The sequence below is a fragment of the Paenibacillus thalictri genome, from assembly GCF_004307995.1.
GTDB lineage: Bacteria > Bacillota > Bacilli > Paenibacillales > NBRC-103111 > Paenibacillus_AF > Paenibacillus_AF thalictri.
In genome coordinates, this window is record NZ_SIRE01000016.1 from 23,851 (window position 1) to 36,393 (window position 12,543).

11 protein-coding genes are annotated in these 12,543 nt (G+C 55.2%); 1 reads left to right on the plus strand and 10 read right to left on the minus strand.

Going from position 1 to position 12,543, the window contains the following annotated elements; genetic code table 11:
• The first annotated feature begins 34 nt into the window (after positions 1-34).
• Positions 35-1,057, plus strand: coding sequence for a Gfo/Idh/MocA family protein (locus EYB31_RS21740; protein WP_131015527.1), 1,023 nt, complete (start codon positions 35-37; stop codon positions 1,055-1,057).
• 146 nt (positions 1,058-1,203) lie between these two features.
• Here EYB31_RS21740 and EYB31_RS21745 read toward each other — a convergent pair whose 3' ends face one another.
• The 10 genes from EYB31_RS21745 to EYB31_RS21790 form a co-directional block, all read right to left on the minus strand.
• Positions 1,204-2,217, minus strand: a complete 1,014-nt coding sequence (locus EYB31_RS21745; RefSeq protein WP_131015528.1) for an ABC transporter ATP-binding protein — start codon at positions 2,215-2,217, stop codon at positions 1,204-1,206.
• Between the two features lie 59 nt (positions 2,218-2,276).
• Complete coding sequence (locus EYB31_RS21750; RefSeq protein WP_131015529.1) at positions 2,277-3,266, minus strand: ABC transporter ATP-binding protein; 990 nt, start codon at positions 3,264-3,266, stop codon at positions 2,277-2,279.
• Positions 3,263-4,672 (minus strand): xylulokinase, encoded by a 1,410-nt coding sequence (locus EYB31_RS21755; RefSeq protein ID WP_131015530.1) that lies wholly within the window; start codon positions 4,670-4,672, stop codon positions 3,263-3,265. Before EYB31_RS21755 ends, EYB31_RS21750 begins: the two co-directional genes overlap by 4 nt.
• A 6-nt stretch (positions 4,673-4,678) precedes the next feature.
• Positions 4,679-5,431 carry a KDGP aldolase gene (locus EYB31_RS21760; RefSeq protein WP_131015531.1) on the minus strand — a complete coding sequence of 251 codons (753 nt, stop codon included), beginning with the start codon at positions 5,429-5,431 and terminating at the stop codon, positions 4,679-4,681.
• 39 nt (positions 5,432-5,470) lie between these two features.
• Positions 5,471-6,586 carry a PLP-dependent aminotransferase family protein gene (locus EYB31_RS21765; protein ID WP_165452541.1) on the minus strand — a complete coding sequence of 372 codons (1,116 nt, stop codon included), beginning with the start codon at positions 6,584-6,586 and terminating at the stop codon, positions 5,471-5,473.
• Positions 6,587-6,661: 75 nt separating this feature from the next.
• Entirely contained in the window at positions 6,662-7,690 is a 1,029-nt protein-coding gene (locus tag EYB31_RS21770) for a glutamate cyclase domain-containing protein (RefSeq protein WP_131015533.1), read from the minus strand.
• A 31-nt stretch (positions 7,691-7,721) separates the two neighbouring features.
• The gene (locus EYB31_RS21775; RefSeq protein ID WP_131015534.1) at positions 7,722-8,588 is read right to left on the minus strand and encodes an ABC transporter permease; all 867 of its coding nucleotides are present in this window, start codon (positions 8,586-8,588) and stop codon (positions 7,722-7,724) included.
• A 74-nt stretch (positions 8,589-8,662) separates the two neighbouring features.
• Positions 8,663-9,583, minus strand: a complete 921-nt coding sequence (locus EYB31_RS21780) for an ABC transporter permease (protein WP_131015535.1) — start codon at positions 9,581-9,583, stop codon at positions 8,663-8,665.
• A gap of 103 nt (positions 9,584-9,686) precedes the next feature.
• Positions 9,687-11,321 (minus strand): ABC transporter substrate-binding protein, encoded by a 1,635-nt coding sequence (locus EYB31_RS21785; protein WP_165452542.1) that lies wholly within the window; start codon positions 11,319-11,321, stop codon positions 9,687-9,689.
• A gap of 106 nt (positions 11,322-11,427) precedes the next feature.
• Entirely contained in the window at positions 11,428-12,312 is an 885-nt protein-coding gene (locus EYB31_RS21790; RefSeq protein WP_131015537.1) for a MurR/RpiR family transcriptional regulator, read from the minus strand.
• Positions 12,313-12,543 lie beyond the last annotated feature (231 nt).

Sequence of the window (12,543 nt, forward strand, 5' to 3'; positions counted from 1 at the left end):
TCAAACCTATTTTGTTCGGGAGGGTTTATATAAAATGAGTAAAATTAGAGTAGCCGTCGTCGGCTGTGGCGCTATTGCGCAGCGCCGCCATATTCCGGAATACGAAACAAACTCTCACGTGCAGCTTGTCGCTTTTGTCGATCCCGTGCTGGAAAGAGCCGAGGTATATGCAGCTAAACACGGAGCTGAAGCTTTTACCGATTACAACGAAATGTTGGCCAAAATCAAACCGGATGCCGTCAGCGTATGTACGCCGAATTTCCTTCATGCGCCGGTAGCGATTGCGGCGGCTCAAGCGGGCGCTCATGTGCTTGTCGAGAAACCGATGGCCACAACCGATGCCGAAGCGCAAGCGATGATTGAAGCTGCTGCGGCAAGCGGCGTTTATTTAATGGTCGGCCACAATCAACGGCTGATGCCGCCGCACGTGAAAGCCAAAGAAATTTTGCAGACCGGCAAGCTTGGCAAAGTGCTGACTTTCCGCACCTCCTTTGGCCATCCCGGACCGGAACGCTGGAGCGTGGACGGCAGAGGAAGCTGGTTTTTCCGCAAAAACGAAGCGATTATGGGCGCCATGGGCGATTTGGGCGTGCACAAATCCGACCTGATCCGCTATTTGCTGGACGACGAAGTCGCGGAAGTTTCTTCTTTTATCGGCACGCTGCATAAAGACGGCACCGATGTGGACGACAACTCCACCAGCCTGCTGCGCATGAACAGCGGCGCGATCGGCACGCTGGTCGCCAGCTGGACTTATTACAAAGGCGAAGACAACAGCACGGTACTGTGGTGCGAGCACGGCGTTATCAAGATCGGCACGCACCCGGAAGACCAGGTGATCGTCGAGCTGCGCGACGGCAACGTGGAGAAATACGCCGTTGGCGCCATCTCCACCAATGAGAAGCAATCATCCAGCGGCGTCATCGACGCTTTTGTCGACAGCCTGGTTACCAACACGCCTCCAAGCATCTCGGGCGAAGAAGGCCGCAGATCGCTTAACGTCATCTTGGCGGCGTTCGAGTCGCAAGCGACAGGCCGCAACGTCAAATTGTCGTAACTAACGGATCGACCGTATCATTACCAATACAAAAAAAAGGCGTTTCGCGGCAACTGCTGCGGGGACGCCTTTTTTTGCTGCACAGCGACGTGCTGCGAAGCCGGATTTTGCATATCATGGAGCTCAACTTCTAGCCTTAGCCAAACTCATTGTATGTGCACGGCCTCTACCGAACCGGTCGTAAGCGGATAATGACACGCCACCCAGCGGCCGGGTGCGATTTCGCGGAACTCGGGTACGTTCTGGCCGCAGTCCGGCTGGGCATGCGGGCAGCGGACATGGAACGGGCAGCCGGACGGCGGATTGGCCGGACTCGGCACATCCCCTTGCAGCACAATGCGGTCGCGCCTATGCTCGGGGCGGGGTTCCGGGATCGCCGACAGCAGCGCTTCGGTATAGGGATGGGCCGGACGGCGGTACAGCTCCTCCACCCCGCTCAGCTCCACCAATTTGCCCAAATACATGACGCCGACCCTGTCAGCAAGATGGTGCACTACGCTTAAGTTATGCGAGATGAATAAATACGTCAGTCCGAACTGCTGCTGCAAATCCTCCAGCAGATTAAGCACCTGAGATTGAATCGAGACATCCAATGCGGATACCGCTTCATCGCAAACGATCAGCTTCGGGTTCAGCGAAAGCGCGCGGGCTATGCTGATCCGCTGGCGCTGGCCGCCGGAGAATTCGTGCGGATAGCGGTCTGCTTGCTCCGCATTCAAACCGACGACCTCCATCAGCTCTTTGACCCGTTTCATGCGCTCCGAACGGCTGCCGACCTTGTGGGCGACAAGCGGTTCGGCAATGATGTCCTTCACCCTTAAACGCGGATTCAGCGAACCAAACGGATCCTGGAAAATGATTTGCATATGCTGCCGCATTTGGCGCATCTGCTCGCCGTTTAATGCAAAAAGATCTTTGTCTTCGTAAAGCACCTTACCTGCGGTCGGCTCCAGCAGCCGCAGCATCGTCCGGCCGACCGTGCTTTTGCCGCAGCCCGATTCGCCGACGATCGCCAGCGTCTCTCCGTCGTATATATCAAGGCTGAGGTCGTTGACCGCTTTGACCGGATTGCCTTGTTTGCGGAACAAGCCTTTTTTGACCGGGAAAAATTTCGACAGATGCTGAATGCTTACCAGCGGTTTGTTTTCCGTGCCGTTCACCGTTTTCCTCCCCCTTCTTTAATCGGGTTCCCGTTTCGTTGACGTCCAATTGTTCCTATTCAGCTGTTTTTCAATTCAACGCCCGATGAAGGTTTCCAGCAGCTTACTTTGCGGCCGTCCTCCGTCTCCGTCAGTTGCGGCGTTTCTGTCATACAGCGCTCAAACACATACGGACACCGGGTATGGAACCGGCAGTGCTGCGGCATCGCGTGCAAGGCGGGCACATTACCGGGGATCGAATACAGTTTGCCCCTTCCGCCGGCAATCGACGGGATCGATTTCAACAGCGCTTCCGTATAAGGATGCTGAGGATGGACAAATACCCGATCGACCGGCCCTTCTTCCACGATTTGTCCGGCGTACATCACGATGACCTTCTCGCATATCTCAGCCACTACGCCAAGGTCGTGGGTAACCATCAGCACGCCCATGCCCGCTTCCTGCTTCAGCGATTTCATCAGCTCCAAGATTTGCGCCTGGATCGTCACATCAAGCGCGGTAGTCGGTTCGTCGGCAATCAGCAGCTTCGGGCTGCACGACAACGCGATGGCAATCATGACCCGCTGCCTCATCCCGCCGGACAACTGGTGGGGATATTGTTTGATCCTGGTTTCGGCCATCGGGATGCCGACTTTTGTCAGCATATCCAGCGCACGGGCTTCCGCCGCTTTGGCCGACAAACCTTCATGCAGACGCACGGTTTCGGCGATCTGCTCGCCGACGGTAAGCACCGGGTTCAGCGAAGTCATCGGCTCCTGAAAAATCATCGAGATGTCTTTGCCGCGGATTTTTCTCAATTGCTTGACCGATTTGTCCGTCAGTTCTTCTCCGGCAAAACGGATGGAACCTCCGGCAATCCGGCCTGGAGCTTTGATAAGCCCCATGACCGACAGCGAGGTGATGCTTTTGCCGCTGCCCGATTCTCCCACCAAACCGACCGTTTGGCCGTGCTCGATATCAAACGAAATGCCGTCAACCACACGTTGCGTCCCCCGGCCGGTGGTAAATTCGGTGACCAGATTGCGCACTTGAAGCAATTTTTCCGTCATTCCGATTCACCTCGTTTCAAAATAAGCCTGTACGTTTCATATTTTGCTTGCATCGTCCGGCTGAATTCGGGCAAAGCCTGAATGACCGTTTTCACATGGACCATCGCCTGTGCCGCTTCACTCCAGGCTGCTGCGCCTCCGGCTTGCTTCATGGCGATCATGGCGGCGCCCAGCGCACTGTCGCCGCTTTCCGTAAGGATGACGGGAAGACCAAACAGTCCAGCCAGCTCCTTCATCCAATGGAGGTTGCCCGCGCCGCCGCCAACCGGGCGGATTTCCCGGAATGTCCCTTTGCTCAAAGCGGGTTTCATTTCCTCATATAAAGCAAACAAAATACCGTCCAGTACCGCCTGAAGCCGGGAATTTGCATCCGCCCCCGCCCAATCGCCGATAAATCTGCGGTGATGGTCAGCCGCATGCGGGTTGTAGCAAATCGGGAAAGCGTCAGCGTGAGAAGACGCTTCCGCCTGCGGCAGGAACGCCTCAATATCGCGTCCCGCCCCCTCCAGACGGAATCCTTGCATATACCAATGCCATCCGAACCATTGCCGGAAATGGCGCTTATTTTCCATCGTCATGTCAATATGCTCCGTCATGTAACGCACAACCGCGGTTGTGCCTAGCGAAATGCACAAGCTTCCTGGCTCAACCGCCCCTGTCGCCAGATTGGCGGCGGGACCGTCGCCGGTGCCTACATAGACGGGCAGTTCCGCCGGAAGCTGCAATACGTCCGCCGCCTGCGGCAGTAAAATTCCGGCCCGCTCATCGGGATTGCGGACTTCCGGCAATATCAGATGCCCGATACCCGCGGCGGCAATCATCTCCGGCCACCAGCCGCGCTGCCGCTGATCAAACAGTTGGGTACAGGAAGCGGACGCCGGGTCGGTAATCCAGCCGCCCGTCAGCTTCAACAGCATCCATTCTTTAATGCCTCCGATATACCGCGCCTTTTGCAGTAAAGCGGGCTGCTCGGCAGCCAGACACAGCAGCTTAGGCGCAGGGTAGATACCCAGGGGCGGGCATCCCGTAACCGCATGGACCGGGTGGCCGGCCATCCGCCGCATCAGCTCGGGCACATAGACGCTGCCGCGCTGATCGACACCGGGGATTACAGGCCCGACAGCATGCCACATTTCATCGAGCAATACCAGGCCGGCCATCTGCGAAGTGATCGCGACGGAACCAATGTCCGCCAAACTCCCTGCTTTGGCATGTAGCTGACTCACTGCTGCTATAAACGAGCGCCACAGCTCATCTGCGTCCGCTTCACAGCGTCCTTCCGATGAGATTGCCGGGAAAGGCGCTCTGCCGGAAGCCAGCAGTTTTCCTTGCTTATCGATAAGCGCTGCTTTGATATTGGTCGAGCCGATATCGACTGCGAGCATCGGCTTTTGTTCCGGTTCCATGTGCAATCACGCTCCACAGACAGCCCTGATTTGCTGCGCGGCAAGCTTCAGCTTCTCGATATCCAAATCGTTGGTTGAAGCGTTTTTCAGCGATCCGTACAGATGCGGCATCAGCTTTGTTACGCCTTCTTCGAGACAGGCCTTGACAAGCTCAGCCGCATTGTCCGGCGTTATCCCGCCGGTCGGCTCCAGCATCATCCCGCGGCCGGCAACCGCTTTGGCGACGGCGCGCACTTCATCAAGCCGCCCTGTGCCCTGAATCGGAAAATATTTGACCGATTCGATGCCCATCTCCTGCATCATCGACAACGCCGCGTCTACGCTGACAACCGCGGCCGGGCTCGCTTGGCTTAGCGGTCCGGTGCCGATATGGACCATGCCCGGCGTGCCCGTTGGCCTCACCATCGCGTTAACGATCGTAGGAGCGCCCTGCAGGCGCAATACATATTGGGACAATGCCGCCGCGGGGAAAACTTGATTCAAATGAAGCGGTTTGGCAGCCAAAGCCAGCTTAAGCGCCCGCTCCCATTCTTCCGCGCTGCCGTCGCCGAGTCCTGCCGACACCTGAACGCCTTCGCCATGAAGACGCTGGATGTAGGCAACTCCCTCTTCAATCACAGGAAAATCTTTGGCCATGACGCCAACGATTACGGCCGGTCCGAGAAGCTCCGCCGCCGCTTTGGCCGACTCCAGCGAATTTGCCTGAATATTAAGCAGCACCTTGCCGCCTATCGCTTGCTCAAAAAGATTTGCAGCCATTTACAGATCGGCCCCTTTTTCATAGTATCGCTATTCTCCTTACGCTTCTTGTTTCCGTTTATCCAAAATGCTTCTCAGCATCGTGCCAATTTGTCCGATTTCTTCTAATCTTAACTCACGCGGATCAAATTGAATAATGCCTTCATCGGCCAAATGATTTCTCGTCCGAATCGAAGGAGTGCCTTGCTCCAGCAAGCCGATCAGCTGTTTTGCGGTAAGTCCCGCCTCATCGCCAACGATCAGCTGCAAGCGGGGAATCGGCCGGGTCGCATCCCACGCCGTCCTTGTGCTCAAACCGGGAATGCCGGTTACCTCCCGCTGCAGAACGTCAACGATGTTGGCGTACGATTCGGTTAACGATTGCTGGTCTAGCCGCATATAAGCTTCCAGCGAAGCATATAACCCCATGATGTTTTCTTTGCCGATTTTCATCGCCCGGGCGTAGCCTTTTTCCTGCAGCCAGCAAGCTTCCATAAACGGCTTGCTGCCGATAATCAGCCCCGACGTCGGCCCGCCGATCGCCTTATGGCCGCTGTATATGACAGCAGTCGCTCCTTGCGCCAAATACAGCTGCAAATCGACCTCGGCCGCCGCGTCAACGATGACCGGAATGCCGTGCAGCGCGGCGATGTCCGTCACTTCGCGCAAGCTGAGCATTTCACTGGAAACGGCGTGGTGGGAAACGACATACACGATCGCCGCTGTCGCTTCGTTGATCGCACCCTTCAAATGATAAGGCTTGACGCCGTTAACGGTGCCGATTTCCTTGACCTCCGCACCCGTCATGCGAATCATCTGCGTCAGGTTGGCCCCAAAGCTGACGGCATGGCCTTTTTGCAAAATCACTTCGCGTTTGCCGCCTTTAATGAGAGGCAAAGCTTCCACTTTATCGAGGTCGGTTCCGGTTAACGCTGCGGCCACGGAAACAACGATGCCCGCAGCGGCGCAAGACGTCACGCAGGCCGCTTCGGCTTCGACCATGGCGGCGATTTTACGCTGAACCGTCGCTTTGAGCTGCGCCATATCGACAAAGCTGCGCGCCGATTCCGACATCGTGCGGGCCACCTCGGGCAGCACCGCAGAGCTGCCCAAATAAGTCATTTTTCCCGCGGCGTTAATGACATTGGGCAATTGGATCGATTCATACGGATTCATAAATTCGCCTCCTCTGTCTTTGATCATCCGGGTGTTGCCCGGCGGTTGACTTGTGAATGTTATCTCCGTCCGGCCTTACCCTTTGTTCCATCCGTTCAAATGCATCGTGACCGACATATATAAAAATTGCATAAGTGCGCGGTTAATATCATGAGTTGTCCCGTCATTTTTCGGATCCACATAAGAGGTAAGCCCGTCGATCGCGCCTGCGTCAACCAAGCGGTCCGTAATGCGCACGACGTCGAGTTCTTTAATCAGCTCGGGTTTGCCGATCAAGGCGAGCAGCGCTGCCGACAATCCGATGGCGCCCCAGTTGGAGATGTTGGAGGCGACCAGCACATCCACTTCGGTCATCGGTGCGATCGTCTTGCCGTTGTGTAAGTGAGCCGCAATCGCCGCTTTGACGTTGCCCATGCCCAGCTCGTTGCCCCCGTCGCCGATGCCGATGGTCGCAATGCCGCGGCGGCGCGCTTCGGCAAACAGCAGATCGGCTTTGATGACCAGCTCGGTAGGCACTTCCCGTGCCGTCACGTTATGGTATTTCCAGCTTGCGTTAGCGCCAGGCAGCTCGACGGAAATCAGCGCCGAAGGCCGGATACGGTTCATCCACGCCTCGACTTCGCTGCGGCCCGCTTCCAGGTCGGTCGGGAAATCGATGACGGCGCCTACCGATGCGGAAGGCGGTCCGGGCTTCGATTTGAGCGCCGTCTCCAAATCGCTGACAATCAGGCCGGCGGCACGAAGTGCCACTTCTCCGAACGGAATAAGCGATTTCTCCATCACCAGAATCGGCACCGCGCCAAGCCCTTGTTCGATCGCCCGGGCCAGTGCCGACGCGCCGACGGGGCCGTCGGTTTCGGTCAACCCTTTAATCAGCCATGAGCGGGACGGCCAGCCTGTAAAAATCAGCACCCGGTCCCCTTTTTTCACACTGCCGCGAAGATGCTCCGCCGCCGCCATTGTCAGCGGCATGCCCGTTTGCTCCCTGGCTTCCTCGTACAACTCATGGGATATACCTCTGGCCGTAAAATCTTTGGAAACGAGGGAGTCGATCACTTCTCCCAAACGAATATATTTCTGTTCTAGCTGAAGTTTGGTTTGCATTAGTCTCTACTCCTTGTTCGCCGCTAGCGGCTCATCTTTTTTTGGCGTCAAGCAGGTCCCGCATACCGTCTCCGAGCAGGTTAAACCCAAGGATCAGCAGGGCGATCGCAAGGCCCGGATAAATCATCAAATGCGGAGCCTCCATAAAATAAGAGCGACTGCGGCTCAGCATCGTGCCCCATTCCGGGGCCGGAGGCTGTACGCCAAGTCCGAGAAACCCAAGAGCGGCGGCAACCAGCACCGCCTCGCTGGCCAATAAGCTGAGCACAACCAGGCTAGGTCCCATAATATTGCGCAAAATATGTTTTGTCATAATATAAAACGTTTTGCTGCCGGCCGCCTTGGCCGCGGAGATGTACTCCATCTCGCGAATTTGCAGCACAAATCCGCGCAAATACCGGACGAGCTGCGGCGCCTGGGTAACTGTAATCGTAATGATCAGTCCAAGCTGCCCGGAGCCGATCATGGAAACGATGATGATGGAAAGCACCAGCGACGGAAACGTCAAAATCGATTCGGATACCGTCGAGATCGCCCTGTCAATCCGGCCGCCGTAGTATCCGGCGGATAACCCAAGAGGCAGCGCCACCACATAAGCCAGCAAAACGCCGCCGATCGCTATCGTTAAGTCAGTGCGGCTCGCATAGATGACCCTGGAAAAAATATCTCTGCCCAGCTCATCCGTGCCAAACCAATGCGTCCCGGAGCTGGGCTCCAGTGAGGCCATCAAATCCTGCTGGTCCGGGGGAATCACGGCGATCCAGGGGGCTAGCACGCTAAGCAATATAAAAATCAGCAGAATGGCCGCGCCTACGGCTAACGTGGAATCTTTCATCAGCGGCTTCAGCAGCCGAACGGCGAAGTTGCTTTTTTTGCCGGCAATCACACCCGTTGCCATCGAAGTTCACCTCCTGACCTGCATATTCGCGGAATATCCGCGTGTTCTTGTATCGCTGTAAGTTGTTCATGCTTCTACTGGTAACGGATCCGCGGATCGATGCGGCCGTACAGCAAATCAACCGCAAAGTTGATGATCAAAAAACTGCCGACAAAAAATATCGTAATCCCCTGCATGAGCGAATAGTCCCTCATGCTCTGAGCCGACAGCAGCAGCTGGCCCATGCCCGGATACGAAAACAAGTTTTCGATGACAACCGAACCGCCGAGCAAATATCCGGCCTGCAGGCCAATCATCGTCATCACCGGCGGCAGCGCCGGACGCAGCGCGTGTTTGAAAATAATCGACACGGTCGACAGCCCTTTGGCTTCAGCGGTGCGAATGAAATCTTCGCTCAGCACTTCCATCATCGCCGTACGTGTCATTCTGGCGATAAGCGCGATCAGCCGCGCGGATATCGCCGCGGCCGGCATAATCATCGCCAGCAGCCCGCCGTAGCCGATGGCCGGCAGCCAGTTCAGCTTGACCGCAAACAGCTGGACGAGCAGCAACCCCAGCCAGAAATTCGGCACCGCCAGAAAACCGATCCATACGAGCATCAGCGCCCGGCTGCCGGCCGCCCTGGGCTTCAGCCCGGATACGACGCCGGCCGGAATGCCGACCGTTACGGCAATGACAATGCTGAGCAGCATCAGCTTTAAGGTTGGCCAAATCCGATCGGCAATGACCTGCAGCACAGGCATGTTGTAGCTGATCGATTGGCCGAGATCGCCTTTAATCAAATGCCCCAAGTATTCGGCGTATTGTACGCCGATCGATTGATCCAGTCCCATCGCATGCCTCAGCCTGTCGATTTCTTCCTGGGATGCGTTGCCGCCCAGTATAAGCGCAGCGGGATCGCCGGGAACAAGCCGGAACAAGATGAACATCAAGGTCAGCAAGACGAATACCTGCAATATGAGATACAGCGATCTGCGCGTTATATAAGCTCCCAAGCGCAGCTCCTCCTTTCCAAAAAGCGCCCATGAACGAGGAAAGTACTTATCGCTAAGTACTCTCCTCCGATCTTTACAATTGTAGAAAGCCAGCTATCATGTCTTATTTGGTTTGATGCACCAAGGTGAAAATAACCGGAAGCACGGTGACTCCATCGACGTTTTTCGCTTTGGCGACGATGTTGTTTTTGGCGTAAAGCCAAATGTACGGAGCGTCGTCCCAGATCATTTTTTCCGCTTGGCCGAGCAGTTCGGTCCGTTTCGCTTGATCGACCTGCTTATTGGCGTTTTGAATGAGCTGGTCGGCATTTTTGTTGCTGTACCAGTTAAAGTTCCATTGCGGCGGGTTTTTGCCTTCGTCCGGATTGGTCAGGAACATGGCGTCAAGCTGAATGCCGCCGTTGCCATGCGACGGGTTGTAGCCGAACATAACCATATCAAAGTCCACTTTTGCTTTAGGCACCTTGATGCCGTCCCAGAACGTCGATTTTTCGACTTTATCGATTTTTACTTCGACCCCGATCGCTTTCAGCTGGTTTTGGATCGTTTCGGCGACAAGCACATCGTTAGGGTACATGCCTTCCGGCGTTCTGAGCTTAAAGGACATCCGTTTGCCGTCCTTGGCCAGCACTCCGTCGGCGCCCGCTTTCCAGCCTGCGTCCTCCAGCATCTTTTTCGCTTTGGCGGCGTCGTAAGCGTATTCTCCCGACTTCACATAACCGGTTGTATTTGGAGCAAGCGGGCTGGTCAACACAGTGCCAAATCCTTTAAACAGCGCTTTAATAATCGCGTCCTTCTGGATCGCAAAGTTAAACGCTTGGCGGACCGCCTTATCCTGCAAAATCGGATTCGTCTGGTTGAGGCCGATGCCAAACACCTGCAGCCCCGGCTTGTTAATCAGCTCCAGATTCGGGCTTGCTTGCAAATCCCCGGCATTTTCCACCGGCACGGCGTCGATCACGTCAGCCTGGCCGCTTTTGAGTGCAGCGATACGCGCCGCCGCGTCGCCTACATATTTAAATGTAATTTGCTTATAGGCCGGTTTGCCGCCAAAATAGCTGTCATTTGCTTTGACGACAACCTGCGTGCCCGGCTCGATTTTATCCAGCACGTACGGACCCGTGCCTACCGGATGCAGGCCGATGTCTTTGCCGTATTTCTCAAGCGCCGCAGGGCTTGGAATGAGGGCCGAACCGTGCGCCAGCGTATTGAGCAAACCGCCGTACGGCTCTTTGGTCACGATTTTTACCGTGTTGTCATCAACCTTGACGATTTTGTCGATGGGCGCCCACAACGTATAAGCGCCGGTGTTGTAGTTTTTATCAAGCATTTTCGTATAATAACCGACAACCGCATCCGCATTAAACGGCGTGCCGTCCTGGAACTTGACGCCTTGCTTCAGCGTGAACGTCCATGTCAAGCCGTCCGGCTCGGAGGTCCACTTATCGGCAAGGTCCGGCTTGAAATTAAGCGTTTCGTCGAACTTCACAAGACCGTTGAAGATCGCAAAAGCCGCCTCGTATCCGGCCGGATAACCTTGCGGCTGCATGCCGCCCGTATCCAGCGAAGTGATAGGCACGCTTTGCGCGTACACGATGGCGTCTTTTTTCGGCAGCGCGGGCGTGTTGTCAGCCGGTTTTGCCGGCTGCGGGGCCGCAGCGTCCGGCGTTTTCGTACATGCGGCAAGCAAACCAAGCGATAAGCACAAAAGCAGCAATAAACTTACTGTTTTTCTCATAATAAGCTTCCTCCCCCAAATTTCGATCCCCAAACATTCGCTTGTCATGTGCGGTTATTCCGTGAATGTGAAACACCGCACGGGCGCAAGCGGCTATCGGCCAATCTCATTTATGCAAATCCCGGATATGATTGATTCTCATAACTCCCGACATTTCTCTGGCCCGGTCGTAGTTCTGAATGACCTTCTCGTAACGTGTTAATGAGACGCTTACAAAAATCGAATCGAGGATGGCGGTTTGCGCGATCCGTGAGGCCATCGCTTCGGTGCGGAACGCCGTTTCCCGCGAGGAGGTGAACAACACGACGTCGGCGACATCCATAATCGGCGATTGCCCGAATTGCGTGATCGCGATCGTCCTGGCCCCCTGCTTCTTGGCGACGTCAAGCGCCATAATGACATCCCGCGTACGGCCTGAGTGGGAGATGCCTACCACCACATCTTGTTCCCCAAGCAATATCGCTTTATTCAGCTGGCTGTGTCCGTCGGTAGCGGCGCAGCAGCTTGTGCCCAGCTTGGAAAACCGGTAATAAGCGTCTTGCGCGATCACCCCGGAAGCGCCGATGCCAAAAAACGAAATGCTTTCCGCCTGGCTGATGTAAGTTACCGCCTTAATCAGCTGTTCGGAGGACAACACCGATTCGGTGTCGTTCAGCGCCTGGACCGCAGCCTGAAACACTTTGCGCATCGTTTCTTCTTCCGTGTCGGTCAATATCACCTTCTCGTGAATTTTTTTGACCGGCGAAACCGCTTCCTGCGCGAGCAGCACCCTCAGCTCCTGGTACCCCTTAAGCTTCAGTTTCTTGCAGAGCCTTACGATCGTCGATTCGCTGCTGTCGCTTTTTTGAGCCAGCTCGGTAATCGACAAGCGGATGACATCATCAATGTTTTGCGAAATGTATTCGGCCGCCTTTTTTTCTGCGGACGTAAGATCATCCATGATTTCTCTTAAGCGGACAAAAGTATTCGAACCGGCAGCCGTTTCTTCCACGTAACTTCCCCCCTCATTTTTAATGGTGTTAATTTTCTGTAAACCGATTATATCACCGGTGGTAATTTTCTTCAATATAATTATTTATTATCTGAAAAATATTTTCAGCTTTAACATTTAACATAACTCATCAGCATGTTCTCCCCTTCTACGGCACTGTATATTCACGATGGTTTTGGAAATCATATCTTGGTATTCGACAAAAAAATAGACTCCTTATCCAATTGGATA

Bases quoted from the DNA above. Each gene is read 5' to 3' on its own strand.
- EYB31_RS21770 (WP_131015533.1), bottom strand. From the start codon at position 7,690: ATGCAAACCAAACTTCAGCTAGAACAGAAATATATTCGTTTGGGAGAA.
- EYB31_RS21740 (WP_131015527.1), top strand. From the start codon at position 35: ATGAGTAAAATTAGAGTAGCCGTCGTCGGCTGTGGCGCTATTGCGCAG.
- EYB31_RS21760 (WP_131015531.1), bottom strand. From the start codon at position 5,431: ATGGCTGCAAATCTTTTTGAGCAAGCGATAGGCGGCAAGGTGCTGCTT.
- EYB31_RS21785 (WP_165452542.1), bottom strand. From the start codon at position 11,321: ATGAGAAAAACAGTAAGTTTATTGCTGCTTTTGTGCTTATCGCTTGGT.
- EYB31_RS21775 (WP_131015534.1), bottom strand. From the start codon at position 8,588: ATGGCAACGGGTGTGATTGCCGGCAAAAAAAGCAACTTCGCCGTTCGG.
- EYB31_RS21750 (WP_131015529.1), bottom strand. From the start codon at position 3,266: ATGACGGAAAAATTGCTTCAAGTGCGCAATCTGGTCACCGAATTTACC.
- EYB31_RS21765 (WP_165452541.1), bottom strand. From the start codon at position 6,586: ATGAATCCGTATGAATCGATCCAATTGCCCAATGTCATTAACGCCGCG.
- EYB31_RS21755 (WP_131015530.1), bottom strand. From the start codon at position 4,672: ATGGAACCGGAACAAAAGCCGATGCTCGCAGTCGATATCGGCTCGACC.